10 protein-coding genes are annotated in these 16,879 nt (G+C 69.0%); 5 read left to right on the top strand and 5 right to left on the bottom strand.

Going from position 1 to position 16,879, the window contains the following annotated elements; translation table 11 throughout:
• Positions 1-374: 374 nt before the first annotated feature.
• Positions 375-1,460, bottom strand: coding sequence for a carbohydrate-binding family 9-like protein (locus tag AB1L88_RS19015; protein WP_367098266.1), 1,086 nt, complete (start codon positions 1,458-1,460; stop codon positions 375-377).
• A 148-nt stretch (positions 1,461-1,608) separates the two neighbouring features.
• Here AB1L88_RS19015 and AB1L88_RS19020 point away from each other — a divergent pair, with 148 nt between their 5' ends.
• Together AB1L88_RS19020 and hemL are read left to right on the top strand one after the other, a co-directional pair.
• Positions 1,609-2,514 (top strand): histone deacetylase, encoded by a 906-nt coding sequence (locus AB1L88_RS19020; RefSeq protein ID WP_367098267.1) that lies wholly within the window; start codon positions 1,609-1,611, stop codon positions 2,512-2,514.
• 176 nt (positions 2,515-2,690) lie between these two features.
• Positions 2,691-4,016, top strand: a complete 1,326-nt coding sequence (gene hemL, locus AB1L88_RS19025) for a glutamate-1-semialdehyde 2,1-aminomutase (RefSeq protein ID WP_367098268.1) — start codon at positions 2,691-2,693, stop codon at positions 4,014-4,016.
• A gap of 114 nt (positions 4,017-4,130) precedes the next feature.
• On the opposite strand, the gene AB1L88_RS19030 is transcribed toward hemL, so the two are convergent.
• Positions 4,131-5,639 (bottom strand): Gfo/Idh/MocA family oxidoreductase, encoded by a 1,509-nt coding sequence (locus tag AB1L88_RS19030; RefSeq protein WP_367098269.1) that lies wholly within the window; start codon positions 5,637-5,639, stop codon positions 4,131-4,133.
• A 292-nt stretch (positions 5,640-5,931) separates the two neighbouring features.
• Positions 5,932-6,513, bottom strand: coding sequence for a TIGR00730 family Rossman fold protein (locus AB1L88_RS19035; RefSeq protein ID WP_367098270.1), 582 nt, complete (start codon positions 6,511-6,513; stop codon positions 5,932-5,934).
• 188 nt (positions 6,514-6,701) lie between these two features.
• Here AB1L88_RS19035 and AB1L88_RS19040 point away from each other — a divergent pair, with 188 nt between their 5' ends.
• From AB1L88_RS19040 to AB1L88_RS19050, 3 genes are read left to right on the top strand one after another with little or no spacing between them, the layout of a single operon-like run.
• Positions 6,702-7,616, top strand: a complete 915-nt coding sequence (locus AB1L88_RS19040) for an SMP-30/gluconolactonase/LRE family protein (RefSeq protein WP_367098271.1) — start codon at positions 6,702-6,704, stop codon at positions 7,614-7,616.
• Positions 7,617-7,623: 7 nt separating this feature from the next.
• Positions 7,624-9,003, top strand: a complete 1,380-nt coding sequence (locus AB1L88_RS19045; protein ID WP_367098272.1) for an amidase — start codon at positions 7,624-7,626, stop codon at positions 9,001-9,003.
• Between the two features lie 16 nt (positions 9,004-9,019).
• On the top strand, positions 9,020-12,013 hold the full coding sequence (locus tag AB1L88_RS19050; RefSeq protein WP_367098273.1) for a hypothetical protein: 2,994 nt from the start codon (positions 9,020-9,022) through the stop codon (positions 12,011-12,013).
• A 209-nt stretch (positions 12,014-12,222) separates the two neighbouring features.
• On the opposite strand, the gene AB1L88_RS19055 is transcribed toward AB1L88_RS19050, so the two are convergent.
• The gene (locus AB1L88_RS19055; protein ID WP_367098274.1) at positions 12,223-13,716 is read right to left on the bottom strand and encodes a DUF1501 domain-containing protein; all 1,494 of its coding nucleotides are present in this window, start codon (positions 13,714-13,716) and stop codon (positions 12,223-12,225) included.
• 102 nt (positions 13,717-13,818) lie between these two features.
• Positions 13,819-16,581, bottom strand: coding sequence for a PSD1 and planctomycete cytochrome C domain-containing protein (locus tag AB1L88_RS19060; protein WP_367098275.1), 2,763 nt, complete (start codon positions 16,579-16,581; stop codon positions 13,819-13,821).
• Positions 16,582-16,879 lie beyond the last annotated feature (298 nt).

The following is a 16,879-nucleotide window of genomic DNA, read 5'->3' on the forward strand; positions in this document are numbered from 1 at the left end:
GCTCGATCGACACGCAAGCCGACGCCCCTCCGCGAGCCCAGGGGCGGGCGAACCGGGCGCATTGCCATTTCGACGATAAAATCTGCCGCCCAAACCAACAAGAGATGCCAGACTCGGGGGCCGATCGGCCGCCGTCACTCCGCCGTCAAAACCGGCATTCTTACGCTATTCGCCTCCCGAAGAGGCCGTCAAACCAGCCCATCAGGCCGAGATCCCGCGTTCAATTAGGAAAACCACCGCACTTAAATTTCTGGCTTAAGCGTTCGCCCGTTGATCCTACGCCTCAAAAGGATTCGCCCCTGCCGAGCGAGTCTCGGCGACGGGCGCCCCCCCGGGTCGCGGCCCGGGGGAGGCGAGGCGAGCCGGCGGCCCGCTCAAGGGGCCGAGTCGAGCGGGACGCTGGTGATCCGGGAATCGTGGGCGATCGTCCAGCGCCGGGCCGGTTCCCCCTCGGCGGCGGGCACGATGACCGAGGCCGTGTAGCCGTCGTCCGTCGGCTCGATCGTCAGCGAGGGTTCGGGACCGGCATCGAAGCCGAGTTCCTCGACCGACCCGGCCCAGCGGTCATGCGTGGTGCGGAAGGCCTTCTGCGCCTCGTAGACGAGGTGCAGGAAGTCGCGGGCCGGGCGGGCAGGATCGGGGCGGAACTCCACCGTGCCGGCCGGCCCGGTCGAGAACAGGACGTCCCCCCAGCGCTCGGGCCGGTGCATGTCGATGACCCACTGGGGCGACCAGACCCAGTTGTCCTCCCTCGTGTCCGGCACCTTCTGATAGCGACCATCGACGATCTGATGCTGCCACTGGACCCGGGAGAAGTTCACCCGCCAGCGGTCGCCGTCCCGGGGGGGGCTGGGTTGGTCGGTGTACTCGCCGAGGGCGGCCCAGGGCATCGCGATCTCGACCGACCAGCCTTCGTCCTCGTCGGTCGGGTCGTTGAGCGTCCCCCGGACGTGCACCGCCGTCTTCAGGCCGGGGATCTCCCACTCGTTCAGGGCGGGGCCGCCGTCTCGGTACGGCTTGACGAGGCGGAGATCCCAGCCGGTGTTCAGGGCATTGATCTCGAACTCGTAGTACTGATGATTGTCGCCGTCGGGGTCGATGAAGACCTCGAAGTCGTTGTCGTAGAAGATGACCGAATCGTGCTCGGTCAGGGTCCCCCAGACGTGCGGCTCTTCCAGGTCGGCGGCGATGTAGAAATAATCATCGTCCCAGGCCATCCTGGCGCGGGTCTTGAACCGGGGGCGGGGGCGGGCGTCCCCCTCGATGTCGAGGAAGACCTCGGTCCAGGGAATCCCCTCCCAGCCCGGGTCGTCGAGCCGACCATCGACGGCGATCGGCCCCGGGACTCGGTACGCGACATAGCCGCGGGCCTCCGCGGCGGTGAACTCGTGGCGCCTCGGCTCCTCGTCGAGCACCCCAGGGGCCGTCACGAGCACGGCAAGAAGCGACGATACCAGCATGATGCGATAGTCTCCTCGGAACTCGGCCGGTCCTCCCGGTCATACCGATGCCTACAATACGTCCCGATCCCCTTGCGGTCGATGACCGCCCGTCCCAATCACGCGCAACGCGCCCTTGAGGCCGAGGCCGAGGTCGAGGTGCTTCCCCGTGGCGATCTACTCCAGCGACCGCTTCGTCTTGCCCCTGCCCGAGTGGCACCGCTTCCCGATGGCGAAATACGCCCGGCTGCGCGACCGGGTCGAGCAGTCGGGCATCGTCCCCGGCGACCTGCTCCGGGAGCCGCCGGCCGCGACCGATCCGGAAATCCTCCGCGCCCACGAGGCGGACTACCTCGCCCGGGCCGTCTCCGGCCAGTTCCTCGCCGAGGAGGCCCGGGCGCTCGGCTTCCCCTGGTCGCCGCAGTTGATCGAGCGATCGCGGCGGTCGGCCGGGGCCACCGTCGCCGCCGCCCGAGACGTGCTGGCCGGCGCAGCGTTCGGGATCAACCTGGCCGGCGGCACCCACCACGCCTCCCCCGACCGCTGCGCCGGCTACTGCGTCTTCAACGACTCGGCCATCGCCGCCCGGGCGATGCAGGCGGAGGGGCTGGCCCGCCGGGTCTTGATCGTCGATTGCGACGTGCACCAGGGGGACGGCACGGCCTTGATCTTCGCCGACGACCCGACCGTCTTCACCTTCTCGATCCACGGCGAGCGGAACTATCCCCTGCGCAAGCCCCCCAGCGATCTCGACGTCCCCCTGCCCGACGGCACGGGAGACGACGCCTACCTCGCCGCCCTCGATACCGGCCTGGCCGAGGCGATCGACCGCTCCCGGGCCGACCTGGCCATCTATCTCGCCGGGGCCGACCCGTATCAGGCCGACCGCTTCGGCCGGATGGCCCTGACCATGCCCGGGCTCGAAGCCCGCGACCGCCTGGTCTTCGATGCGCTCCGCTCGCGGGGGATCCCCGTCGCCGTGAGCATGGCCGGCGGCTATTCCGAGGATGTCGACGACATCGTCGCGATCCACTTCGCCACCGTGCGGCTGGCCGTCGAGGGCCTGCCGGGTTGACCGGCCCGGGGCGCCGCCGACGCCCCGAGCCCCGGCCATCCCCCTCGATCGTGCTCGACGGCCCCTCCTTGCGGCGGCTATGCTGTTGCTCGACCGGGTTCCTCGAATCCCGGGGAATCGCGCGCCTCCGACGCCGAGCCCGCCCCCTCCCGCCAACCCCGAATTGACGCGAGCCGATGGACGCCACCACCCCTGCCCGATCGAAGCCCGAGTACCACCTCGACCGCAGCCACGCCGAGTTCGTCCGAGCCGGCCGGGTCATCCCGGGAGGGGTCAACAGCCCGGCCCGGGCGTTCGGGGCGGTCGGCGGCGAGCCCCCCTTCATGGATCGGGCCGACGGGGCCTACCTGTACGACATCGACGGGCACCAATACATCGACTACATCGGCTCGTGGGGGCCGATGATCCTCGGCCACTGCCGGCCCGAGGTGAATTCCGCCGTCGCCGAGGCCCTGGCGAAGTCGTCCAGCTTCGGCGCCCCGACCGTCCGCGAGGCCGAGATCGCCGAGGCCGTCGTCGAGGCCGTCCCCTCGATCGAGATGGTCCGCTTCGTCTCCTCCGGGACCGAGGCCGCCATGTCGGCCGTCCGCCTCGCCCGAGGGGTGACCGGGCGTCATAAAATCATCAAGATGATCGGGCATTATCACGGGCACGTCGATGCCCTGCTCGTCTCGGCCGGTTCGGCCGTGGCCACCCTCGGCCACCCGAACAGCCCCGGCGTGACCCCCGGCGCCGCGAGCGACACGATCCTCTGCCCCTTCAACGATGCCGCCGCGGTGGCCGACGCCTTCCAGCGTTTCCCCGACCAGATCGCCGCCGTCCTGCTCGAACCGGTCGCCGGCAACATGGGATGCGTCCCCCCTCGCCCGGGCTATCTCGAACTGCTCCGCGAGTTGACCGAGAAGGACGGCGCCCTGCTCTTCTTCGACGAGGTGATGACCGGCTTCCGGCTCGCCTACGGCGGCGCGCAGGAGCATTTCGGGATCACGCCCGACGTGACGTGCCTCGGCAAGATCATCGGCGGCGGTCTGCCCGCGGCGGCCTACGGCTCGTCGCGCGAGGTCATGACCCACGTCTCCCCCGTCGGCCCCGTCTTCCAGGCCGGGACGCTCTCCGGCAACCCGCTCGCCATGGCCGCCGGATTGACGACCCTGCGCCTGCTCAAGCGTGAGAACCCTTACCCGTATCTCGAATCGCTGACCGCCCGCCTCGAAGATGGGCTCCGCCGCGCCGCCACCGATGCGAAGGTCCCCCACTGCATCCAGCGCGTCGGCAGCATGATTACGCTGTTCTTCACCGAAGGCCCCGTCCATACCTTCGACGACGCCAAGCGATCCGACACCGCCCTGTTCGGCCGCTTCTTCTGGGAGCTACTCGCCCGGGGCGTCTACTTCCCCTGCAGCCAGTTCGAGGCCGCCTTCCTCTCGGCCTCCCACACCGAGGCCGACATCGACCACACCATCACCGCCGCCCGCGAGGCGCTCCACGCCGCGACCCGATAGGAGCAAACGGCCTGTCGGGAAACGACGACGCCCCGCCCCTCCTTGACGAGCCGCCAAGGTGGACGGGGCGTGACCGCCGGAGGGTTCACCCCCCGGCGAATCGGCTTCGACGGATCATCCCTCGTCGAGTTCGGGCACCACGAACGGCTCGCGGTACTCGCGTCTCGAGAGCGCATTGGCCTCGTCGGCGAACTCGCCGACGAAGCGCCCTTGCTCCGCGTCGAGGGTCACCCAGGGGCCGAGGGTGGCCGGGGTGTCGGCGAGGTCCACCCCATTCTTGCGCAAGTACTCGCGGCAGCGTTCGAAGGCGTCGGCCAGCTCGGGCTTGCCAGAGGCCGCGGCCTGGATGGCCTCGGGAGACGCGTGGGAACCGATCCGGTGCGAGACGTTCGCCATGTGGCAGCAGGCCGTCGAGTGGTGCCCCACGATCGCCTCGGCCGCCAGGTCGTCCGCCTTCCGGCTGCGGACGGCGTCGAGGAAGTTGGAGAGGTGGGCCTGTTCGACCGACCCGGAGCCCTCCGCCTGGCTCAGGTCCTCGATCATCTTCCCCTGATAGTCGTAGATCGCCCCGCCGGTGAAGTCGCCCGCGAAGTAGCCCCCCTCGCAGTCGATCAGGATGCCGCCGCTCCGGCCCCGGTAGTTGCCGATCCGGCTCCGGTCGTCGCCGGCGACCACGTTGCGGACCTCGCAGATGAGCGGGGCCGGCTCGTAGTCGAACAGGGCGATGTGGGTATTGGCCGTCTCGCCGCAGTCGTTGAACGCGAACCGGCCGCCGATGCTCATCGCGCGGGGCGGGGCCTGGTCCTGCCCCAATCCCCAGCGGCAGATGTCGATCACGTGGATGCCGTTGTTGCCCATCTCGCCGTTGCCGGTGTCCCAGAACCAGTGCCACTCGTAGTGCAATTGCTTGCGCATCAACGGGTCGTTCGCGACCGGGCCGCACCAGAGGTCGTAATCGACGGTCGGCGGCGGCGTCGTGGGCGCGTCGACCGTGCCGATGTCGTTGCGCGGCCGATACACCAGGGCGTGGGCGAGGCGGATGGGGCCGAACTCGCCCCCTTGCAGGCGATCGAAGACCGCGGGGAGGAACCGGCTCGACCGCCGTTGCGTGCCGACCTGGACCATGCGATCGTACTGGCGGGCCGCCGCCACCATCTGCCGGCCTTCCCACAGGTCGTACGAGAACGGCTTCTCGATGTACACATCCTTGCCCGCCTGGCAGGCCCAGATGGTCGCCAGGGCGTGCCAGTGGTTCGGCAGGGCAACGATGACCGCATCGACATCCTTGCGGTCGAGCACCTCGCGGAGGTCGCGGTGCGTCGCGGGCGATTCACCGTGGCTGCGGGCCGCCTCCAGCTCGCGGTCGATGTGCTCCTGGTCCACGTCGCAGAGCGCGACGATGTTGACGCCGGGGACCTGGCGGAGCCGGTTGATGAGCTGGTGCCCGCGGCCCCCCACGCCCCCGACCACCGTCGTCGACCCGAGCCCGATCACCGCGACGTTCACCGCCTCGTTCGGACTGCCGGCCTGCGGCCCGCGGCCGAGCATCACCCGCGGCATCGCCAGGGCCATGCCGGCCGTGACCGAACCTCTCAAGAAGCTCCGGCGCAGAATCGGTTTCATCGTGCTGCTCACCATGGTTTCGGGGGCGTTGGCGAGAACGGACACTTCGGGGGCCGAGCGCGAGCGACGCATGTTCGGCCGTCGCGCATCGATCCGCATCTTGGAGCCTAGCTGGTCCGCGGTGCCGTGTCGAGCCACCACTCGCACCGGGGGGCCAGGTCCGCGCCCCGATGTTCAAACCATGTGACATTTACCTCAAAACCCGTCCAGCACATGACATCGCCTCACGCTCCTCGGCCGACACGGGCGAGGCCCGGCGAGGCGCCGATCAGCCTCGACCGCCCGGCCCGATTCAGGTCGCCTCACGGTCGATCCAATTCGGCACCGGAGGCGGTGTGTACGCTTCCATGGCCGCCAGCAGCGTGACCGGCTGACGGGCGACGATCAGCATGGCGCGATGCTCGGGCCTGACGAAGCGTTGCTCGACCATGCGATCGAGAAAGCCCAGCATCGGCTGATAGAACCCCTCGACGTCGAGCAGGCCGAACGGCTTGCGGTGCAATCCGAGCTGGCCCCACGTCCAGATCTCGAAGAATTCCTCCAGGGTGCCGATCCCCCCCGGCATCGCCAGGAAGCCGTCGGCCAGCTCGGCCATCATCGCCTTGCGTTCATGCATCGAGCCGACGACATGCAATTCGGGCAGCTCCCGATGCCCGACCTCGCGATCGAGCAAGGACTGCGGGATCACGCCGACGACGTCCCCCCCGTGCTCCAGGGCCGCGTCGGCCAGCACCCCCATCAACCCGACGCTGCCGCCGCCATAGACAAGGGTTCTCCCCTGCTCGGCCAGCAATCGCCCCATCGAAACCGCCGCCGCCCGGTACGCGGGATCGGCCCCCGGGCTCGACCCGCAAAACACGCAAACCGATTGCACCCTCGCCTCCGTTCTCAGCCCGGAATCACCGGCACGAATCCGGCTCGATCGTACGACGATCCCGATCCCCGAGGGAAGTCCCACCCGCCCCCCGTGCGGTCGACCCGGTAGGAATCGACCGCCCGGCTGGCTACCATCGAGGGTCGCCACCTTCCTCGGACAACCCTCACCCCTCGGGAGATCCGATCGTGAGCATTTCCGCATTCCTCCCCCTCTGCGTGCTCATCCTTTCCCCCGCATCCCCGAATCAGGAGGCCGAGACGATCCCCGCCGTCGGCCCGACCGGCCCGATGCGCCAGGTCGCCACCGACTTCCTCTTCACCGAAGGCCCCGCCTCCGACCGGGACGGGAACCTCTACTTCACCGACGTCCGCGGCAACACCATCTACCGGGTCGATGCCGAGGGGAACACCTCCCCCTTCCTCGAAAATTCCGAGGGGTGCAACGGCCTGATGGTCGCCCGAGACGGCCGCCTCATCGCCTGCCAGGGCGGCGGGAAGCGGATCATCGCCATCGACCCCGACTCGAAGGAGATCGACGTCATCGCCGACGGCTTCGAGGGCCAACCCTTCGACCGCCCGAACGACCTCGTGCTCGACCGCCGGGGGGGGATCTACTTCACCGACCCCGGCGTCGGCGTCGTCTATTACATCGACACCGAGCGATCCGTCCACCGCATCCTCACCGACCTCCCCCGGCCCAACGGCATCCTGCTCTCCCCGGATGGCCGCACCCTGTATGTGCTCCCCTCCGGGACTCCCGACGTCCTCTCCTACGTGCTCGCCTCCCCCGGCAAGCCCGGCGAGGCCGTCGTGCTCTGCCAGCTGGAGCAGGCCCCCGACACCGATCCCCGGGGCGGCGACGGCCTGACCGTCGACGATCGCGGCGTCCTTTTCCTCACCCAGCCGTCGCTCGGCGCCATCCAGGTCGTCGCCCCCAACGGCAACACCCTCGGGTTCATCAAGGTCCCCGAGAACCCCTCCAACTGCGCCTTCGGCGGGCCCGACTCCAAAACCCTGTATATCACCGCGCGCACGTCTGTTTATGCCGTCCCGATGGAGGCGAAGGGCTTCATCCTGGCCAATGCCGACGCCCCGGAGTGATCCGCCGATGGAGTTGTTCCCACCCGCCGAGGCCACGATCGCCGGCACGCTCGACGCCCTCCGATCGGGCCGCACCACCTGCCGCGCCGTCCTCGAAGCCTGCCTCGCCCGCATCGACGACCGCGAGCACGAGGTCCACGCCTGGGCCTTCCTCGACCGCGAGGGGGCCCGGGCGCAGGCCGACCGGCTCGACGCCGACCGCAAGGCCGGGCGGCCGCTCGGCCCGCTTGCCGGCATCCCGATCGGCGTCAAGGACATCATCAACGTCGCCGGTTTGCCCACCGAGTACGGCGTCCCCGGCTATGAGGATCTCCTCTGCTCGACCCTGTCGGAGCCCGAAGCCGACGAGCTGCGCGGCTGCACGATTCCCGAGCACGACGCCCCCATCGTCGCCGAGCTGAAACGCCGGGGGGCCATCATCCTCGGCAAGGCCGTCACGACCCCTTATGCCTGGATCGATCCCCCGCCGACCCGCAATCCCTGGAACCTCGACCACACCCCCGGCGGCTCCTCCAGCGGCCCGGCCGCGGCGGTCGCCTGCGGCATGTGCCTCGGCGCCCTCGGCTCGCAGACCGGCGGCTCGATCACCCGTCCCGCGTCGTTCTGCGGCGTCGCCGGCTTCAAGCCGACGTATGGGAGCTGGAGAGCCGAGGGTGTCTTCCCCCTCGCGCAGAGCCTCGACCACCCGGGGCCGATAGCCCGGACGGTTGCCGACCTCGCATTGCTGGCCAACATTCGTCGCCCCGGCCCTTTCGAGAAGCCCCTCACCATCGGCCGCCTGCGCCACTGGTTCGACGAGCGGACCGAGCCGACCATGCTCGACGCGATGGAGCACGTCACGACGGCCCTCAGGGCGGCCGGCCACCGTGTCGTCCGCCTCTCGATGCCGCGGGAATTCCCCGAGATTGCCGCGCATCACTTCACGATCCTCTCCGCCGAGGCCGCTGTAAACCACCACCGGCTCCTGGAGCGGCATCCCGCCTGTTATCCGCCCCGCATCCGGAAACTCGTCGAGGAAGGCAAGACCGTCACCCACGTCGACTATCTGGATTCAACCTATTTCCAGAGACTTGTTCGCGTTCACGGGCTTTTCGACAGCCATCTGGGCGAGGTCGATGCCCTGCTCACCCCCGCCGCCCTCGGCCCAGCCCCCGGCCTCGAGACGACCGGCGATCCCGCCTTCAACTCCCCCTGGAGCTTCCTCGGCCTGCCGACGATCACCCACCCAATCGGCCTCTCCCCCGACGGCCTCCCGCTCGGACTCCAGCTCATCGGCCGGGCCGGCCTCGAGGGAGCAGCCTCCCTGTTCGGCGTCGCCCTCCGCACCGAGGCCGCGCTCCGCAAGGCCGCCGGCGCGACAGAACTCCCACCCTTGCCGGGCTCCTGACCGAGAGACCGCACGCATGCCAACACGAATACTCGTAGCGATCTTCCATTCGTTCCTGGTCCTGTCACCACTCGCCGATGCCGACGAGGTTCCCGGCCTCCGCGTCCCTCCCGGCTTCGTCGTCACCGAGTACTCGGGCAGCGACCTGGCCAACGACATCCAGTGCATGACGATCGACCCCCGGGGCCGCGTCATCGTCTCCGGCCGCGGCTACACCCGCATCCTCGTCGATGACGACGGCGACGGCCGAGCCGATCGTGCCCTGCCCTTCGCCGACGGCCCGAAGGACGGCGCCATGGGCCTGTTCTGGGAGGGCGATTCCCTATTTGTCGTCGGCGACGGCGGGCTCCGCCGCTACGTCGACGCCGACGACGACGGCATCGCCGACGGCCCCTCCGAACTCATCCTCCCGATCAAGACCGGGGGCGAGCACGACGCACACGCCGTCCGTCGAGGCCCCGACGGTTGGCTCTATGTGATGGTCGGCAACTTCGCGAACGTCGATGCATCGTATGCCTCCCTCCCCACCTCTCCCATCGCCGAACCCGTGGCCGGTTGCCTCGTCCGGATTGCCCCCGACGGCCGCGGCACCGAGATCGTCGCCGACGGCTTCCGCAACGCTTACGACTTCGACTTCGGACCCGATGGCGAGATCTTCACCTTCGACTCCGACAACGAGCGCTGCGTCTCGCTCCCCTGGTACGAGCCGACCCGCTTCTACCACGTGGTTCCCGGCGGCCATCACGGCTGGCTCGGCCCGCAGCAGACCGACCTCTGGCGATTGCCCCCGGAGGTCGAAGACGTGGTTCCCCCCGTCGCCCCGATCGACCGCGGCTCGCCCACCGGGGTCGTCAGCGGACGCCACACGCATTTCCCCGCACATTATCAACACGGCATCTTCTTCCTCGACTGGACCTTCGGTCGGGTCTACTTCGCCCGCCCGCAACGTGCAGGGGCGTCCTACACGGCCACACCCGAGATCTTCCTTGAACCCACCGGCACCGAGGGCTTCGCCTGGACCGACGCCGAGGTCCACCCCGGAACCGGCGATCTCTACCTCTCCGTCGGCGGCCGAGGCACCCGCGGCGCCGTCTACCGCGTCCGGTTTGCCAACCCTGATTCGCAACACACCAGCAGGCCGGGCTCGCCAGCCGACCGCACCATACCCGAGCTGCCCGCAGGCGCACTCCCCGCAGAGATTCCTCCGCACCAACTCATCCACGCCGCACGCTCGGACGATGCCTTGCAACGGCTTCGCTCCCTCATCGAACTCAAACGTCGGCACAACAACCAAACCGCCGACGTGATCATTCCGGCACTTCTTCCGAATCTCGACCACCCCGAACGCCTCCTCCGGTACGCCTCGGCCCAACTCATCGCCGTGCTCGACGACTCCTCCCGATCGAAACTCAGCGAGCAGGCCGTCACCCCCCAGGCGCGAATCACGATCGGTTTCGGTCTCGCCGCCGACGATCCCGAAGGCGCCCTCGCCCTCGCCGCAGACGTGCTCGAATCGGCAAATCTCCCATCCGAGACCGCGCTCTCCGCCGCCCGACTCGTCCAGGTTGCGCTCGGGGGCCAGCCCCACCCCGCCTTGAAGGCGAGCGTCTGGGAAGGCTACTCCGCCCCCCGAGACATGACGACTGCCGGCCCGCGACCGCTCCTCGATCGAATCGTCTCGTCGCTCCTCGCGATCGACGCCCCGGCCTTCTCCCCGCTCGATCGGGAACGGATGCGATCCCTCGCCATGCTCGCCTGCGACGATCCGGAGGCATTGCAGCTCGCGGCGGGGCGACTGACTGAGACGTCCGACCCGCTCCTCGATCTCCACCATCTGATCGTCCTCGGCCGACTTCGCGCCCCGATTCCCGACGCGGTGACGGAGCGCATCGCAACGACCCTCCTCGATCTCGACCGCAAGCTCGATGCCCGATCCGCCCGGCGCGACCGCAACTGGCCGCTCCGCGTCTCCGAGCTGGTCCTGGGCCTCTCCCGGCGCGATCCGGACCTCCCCAATGCCCTGCTCCACCACCCGTCATTCGGCCGCCCCGACCACGCCCTGTTCGCCCTGGTTGAGGGGGTCGACCTCCCCGCCGCAGGCGCCCGATTCCTCGATCGCGCCGCGTCCGATCCCGAGTTCGCCTGGAACGCCGAGGTCGTGGCCGTGCTGGCCGCCCACCCCACCGAGCCCGCTCGGGAAACCCTCCGGACCCTCTGGGGGACGCGCGGCCTCGATGACGCGATCGTGCCGATCCTGGCAAGCGCCCCCATCCCGGAGGATCGCCCGAAGTTCGTCGCGGCCCTGCGATCCCCGCAATCCTCGACCCTTGGTGCCGCGCTCGATGCCCTCCATCGGCTCGGCCCCGGCGACGACCCCGGCGAACTCCTCACTATAATCCGAACGCTTCGTCGCGCCCCGGAAGGCCCGATCCGTACAACGATCACCGACTTACTCAAACGCTCAACCGATCAGGCGATCCCCGCCGACCCCGATGCCCGGACTTCCTGGTTCATCGCGGCCTACCCGGACCGCGGCAAGGCGCTCAACGGGCCGGACGGTGTCGATCCGTCGGCCTGGTCCGAGCGGTTCGCCGCGATCGACTGGTCCGCGGGGGATGCCGAGCGCGGCCGATCCGTCTTCGACCGCGCCCAGTGCTCCGCCTGCCACTCGGGCAACCGGGCGGTCGGCCCCGAGCTGAGCGGCATCACCGGCCGATTCTCGCGCGATGACCTGCTCACCGCCATCATCCAGCCCTCGCGCGACGTCGCCGACCGCTACCGGTCGCTCGTCGTAGCCACCGACGAAGGCGCGATCCACCAGGGCATCGTCATTTATGATGCCGTCGACTCCTTGATCCTCCAGACCGGGCCGACCGAAACCATCCTCATCGACGGCGACACCATCGAGGAACGCCGCCCATCCGACACTTCCCTCATGCCCGCCGGCCTGATCGACGAGCTTAGCAACCAGGAGATCGCAGACCTCGACGCCTATCTGCGGTCTCTGTAATGCCTTCCCCTCCGCTCGTTCCCCGACCTTGAGCCCAGCTCGCTCAACCGCTGCCCCTGCACCCCGAGTAGAAAGCCCCCGCCAGGTCGATCCTTCAGGACACGTCTCCCCCAACCCTCGCCCCCGCGTGCGGGGGAGAGGGTGGCCCAAGGCCGGGTGAGAGCGCCGTTGTCGACCTGAACCATGACACACGAGCAGAACGATCGACCTCAGGCGAGGATCTCACGGATCGGCTTGCCGTGGTCGATGTCGAGCCGCTTGCGGCCGGGGATTTCCAGCTTTCGCGAGTCGAGGCCCATCAGGTGCAGCAGGGTGGCGTGCACGTCGGTCACATAATGCGGGTGCTCGGTCACGTGGAAGCCGAGTTCGTCGGTCGCGCCGTGGACGATCCCCTTCTGGATCCCGGCACCGGCGAACCAGATGGTGAAGGCGTGCGGGTGGTGGTCGCGGCCGTTCGGCTTGGCGTAGGCGTCGCGCACCTCGAGCCCGGGGGTGCGGCCGAACTCGGTGCAGCAAACGACCACGGTTTCCTCGTCCAGCCCCCGTCGCTTCAGGTCCCTGAGCAAACCGGCCAGGGGCCGGTCGACGCGGGCACACGACCGGGCGTGCAGGTCGCGGAGCTGGGTGTGCGAATCCCACTCGCCGTAATCGCTCAGGTAGACCAGGACGAAGCGCGTCCCCCGCTCGACCAGGCGGCGGGCCGCCAGCAAGCGACGGCCGTAAATCGCGTTCTGTTCCCGGTCGATGCCGTAGAGCCGCTCCGTCTCCGGGTCCTCGGCCCCCAGGTCGAGCGCCTCGGGCACCGACGCCTGCATCCGGTAGGCGAGCTCATACGCCTTGATCCGAGCCAGCAGTTGCTCATCCTCGGGGTATTCGACCCCCGACAGGGCGTTGAGATCCCGGATGAACGCGAACTGTTCGCGCTGCTCGTCCGCCAGGATCCCCTCGGCCGGCGACCCGAACGGCAAGGGCGCCCCCGGGTCGAGCGACAGCTCCACCCCCCCGTGCTGCGGCCCGAGGTAGTGGGGATTGAAGTTCTCTCGCACCCTCATATCCGAGTACTTGCCCAGGAACACGAACTGCGGCAGGTTCTCGTTCAGGGTCCCCAGCCCGTAGTGGATCCAGGAGCCGATGCACGGCTCCTTCGGGTCGAGCTTGTGGCGGCCGTGGTGGAACTGGAACTCGGCCGCGTGGTCGTTGTCGGTCGAATACATCGACCGGACGAACGCGATGTCGTCCACGCACGAGCCCAGCTCGGGCCACCAATCCGACACGGCAATGCCCGACTCGCCGTGGCGCCGGAACCCGACCTGGAGGGGGAAAATCTCCGAATGCGTCCGGTCCTCCCCCACGACCGCGCGCGATCGCTCGCGGAAGAGCGGGTCCTCGAACGGGTTCGGATACGGCGTCTCTTCGTAGCTCTTGCCCGCGTAGCGGTTCAGGGCGGGCTTCGGGTCCCAGGTCTCCATGTGGCTCACGCCGCCGGAGAGGAAGACCCAGATGATGTTCTTCGCCTTCGGCGCGAAGTGCGGCCCCGGGGCCGACCGCCCCGCCGGCGCCTCGGCGCGGGCGATCCCCTCCTGATTCAGCATCGAGCCCAGCGCCAGGCCGGTGAAGCCGAATCCGACATCGGCCAGGAAGCTGCGTCGGCCGATGCGACCGCACGGGGGACCGGCAATCGGGGGGCGGGGGCGAGCACTCATCAACGGGGCCTCCGGCATCGAGCCACTTCGAATCGCGTCGCGTCGGCGAACCCGCTCGACCGCCGCCGCCCACCCGGGCGGTCGAGGTCCGGGCCTCGCATCTCAGCGGATCGTCACGAAGTCATGATGGTTCAGCAGGGCATGAACAAGGTTCTCGTTCGCCCGCCTCCTCGGGTCGGTCGCGGGCGGCGGGGAGACCCCGCCGACCTCGGGCAATTCCACCCCATCGAACAACGCGAGCTGGCGGTCGAGGAACCGAAGGCTGAGCGCGAGTTCCTCGTCGGACGGCGGGCGGGACAGCACCCGCTCGAAGGCCGCTCGAATGAACGCATTCTCACCTTCTTCAACTTCTGCGTCGCACGAGGGCTCCCTCTCCAGCTCCGCGGCGATGGTCCGCGCCATCGCAAGGGCGAGCTCGCTGTTGGCCAACGCGAGCGATTGCTGCGGGACGACTGAGGTGGTACGGCGGTAGCATTCGCCCGGGTCGGGGGCGTCGAACAATTCGAGGAACTGCATCGCCCCTTCGCCGTGGTGGGCGAAGTACAGGCTCCGCCGCCGCGAGGTCAGCCCCTGTGCCTGGTCGATCTCCGGCCCTCCCCTCGCCAGGTCGAGCACTCCGGCCACGTGCAGCAGGCTATCGCGCACCAGCTCCGCCTCCATCCGGCCGGGCCGGAAGCGCCAGAGCGATCGGTTCTCGGGGTCGATGGCGTCGTTCGGGTGGTCGGTGTCGCTCGTGTGCGAGGCCATCCGATAGGCGGCACTCATCACGATCCGACGATGCAGGTGCTTCATCGACCACGGTTCCACGCCGGGAGTCGACGGCTCCATCAATTCCACGGCCAGCCAGTCGAGCACCTTTTGATTCGACGGCATCGCCCCGTTGCGACCGAAATCATGCGGCGTGCCCACGATCGGCTCGCCGAAGTGCCAGCCCCAGAGGTAATTGACCGCCACCCGGGCCGTCAGCGGGTTGTCTCGCCGCGTCAGCCACTCCGCCAGCGCCGCCCGTCGTCCGGTACTCCGCTCGGGATACGACGGCGAGAGCGGCGTGTACGAGGTCGAGTCCGATTCCAACGCCCCTTCCGCCGCCTCGACCGCTTGCCGGCTCGCGACGAGACGTTCTTCGGCCTTCGCCAGCGCGTCCTCGGCGGCGTCGGTTTGTTGCCGTGCCTGATGCTCGGCCTGCTCGGCGGCGGCCCGTTCCAATCGAGCCCGAGCCAGGGCCAGGGCCCGCTCCCCGCGCGAGGCCGCGCGGGCGGCCTCGTCGGCATCCGCGTCAGTCCGATCGAACCGAGCGTCGTCCGCGGCGATCCGCAGCCGGAGCGATTCCAGGTCGGCCCGGGCGGCCTGCTCGGCCTCCTCGGCCACCTCCAAGGCGAGGCGGGCCGTCGTGTGGGCCTCGGGATCGGCTTCGCAGTCGATCGCATCGAGGGCCTGGCGAGCCGCCGCCAGGGCGTCCTGGGCCTGGTCGAGCGCGGCCTGCCTCGTGTCCATTTCTTCCTGACGCACAAACGCATTCAATCCCGGATAGGCCGCTTCGTCCGGCAGGTCGATCGGCTCGACCTCGAAGTCTCCCCGCGTCAAGAAACGCGGCGGACCGGGGGGGATGGGCGGTCGACCGGGGACGATGTTGCGGGCCTCGCCCCGGGTATACAGGAAGGTCTCGGCGTCGAGCTTCTCGTCGAAGATCCGGACCATGCCCGAGGTGATCGGCTTGTACGCCTTGCCGTACTCATATTTCGGGTACGGCCCCGGGTCGGGCTCGCCCGGGACGCGGTCGTGCCGCAGCTCGATCGGCTCGAAGAAGGCCCGGAAGGCGAAATAGTCTTCGTGCCGGATCGGATCATATTTGTGATCGTGGCAGTGAGCACAATTGATCGTCAGGCCGAGGAACGCCTTGCCCGTGTGCTCGACCGAGTCGGCCATCCAGGTGTTGTAATTCCACCGGTAGAAGTTGCGCACGACATAGCCGGTCGCGGGCAGTTCCTCCGGGTCGTCGGGGGCCAGTTCATCGGCGGCGAGCATCATCCGGAGCATCTCGTCGTACCCAGCGTCCTGGTCGAGCTTGTCCACGATCCAGTCGCGCCACCGCCAGATCATGGCGTAGCTGTTCAGGACGTCGGGCACGGCGCGACGGCCGTACCAGTCGGAGTAGCGCCAGACGTCCATCCAGTGCCTCGCCCACCGCTCGGCGTGCCGGGGGTCGGCCAGCAGGCGATCGACCACGCGTTCATACGCCGCGTCGGACGGATCGGCCAGGAAGTCGAGCAATTCTTCCCGGGTCGGCGGCAGGCCGATCAGGTCGAGGTAGAGCCGACGCAGCAAGACATGAGGAGGTGCCTCGTCCAGCGGTTCCAGGCCCTGCCGCTCGTGCTCGGCGGCGAGGAAGGCGTCGATCGGCTCGCGAGCCCACCCGGCCCCGGCGTCGGGCACGATCGGGCGGGTCGGGGCCTGGAAGGCCCAGTGCTCGCGGGGGTCGGGTTCGGGGGACTCGTCGCCCGGCGCGGCGGCACCGGAATCGATCCACGTGCGAATGATCGCCACCTGATCGTCAGTGAGCGGTTCCCCCTCGGGGGGCATCCGCAGCGCCTCGTCGTGCTCGATGATCCGTTCGACCAGGGGGCTGAACTCGGCGTCGCCCGGCTCGATGGCCGGGCCGCTATCCCCCCCTTTGCGCATCGCGGCCACCGTGTCGAGCCTCAACCCGGCCTGCGCCTTGAGCGCCCCGTGGCAGGCGTAGCACCGCTCCTTGAGCAACGGCCGGATCTGCCCCTCGTAGGCCGCGAGCCCCGCGTCATCCGCCTGGACCGGGGGTGAGACCGCGGCGAGCATGAGACCGGTAACCACCGCGAGCAGTCGCGGCATCCCGCCCCCCACACGCCGACCCATTCGAGGCTCGGGCCAGATCATCAACAGCGACCTCCCAGGACGCGAGGCGAAGACGAAACCAGGACAAGCCACCGGGTCCGAAGACGCGGCACCTCTCGTTGATCATCTCTTGTTGAACTTGTACCGCACTCTCCCGCGTCTTCCAAGGAGAAAGTTTGACAAACCACCCTCGTGACCGGTCAATGGACGCAGGCCGACGGGGGCCGTAGCGAACTCCGCCGTGGCCCGATCGCGCGGCGGGATCGGCCCTCGTCTGAATCAATCGCCACGAACG

Origin of the sequence: Tautonia sp. JC769 (assembly GCF_040717455.1) — a bacterium.
GTDB lineage: Bacteria > Planctomycetota > Planctomycetia > Isosphaerales > Isosphaeraceae > Tautonia.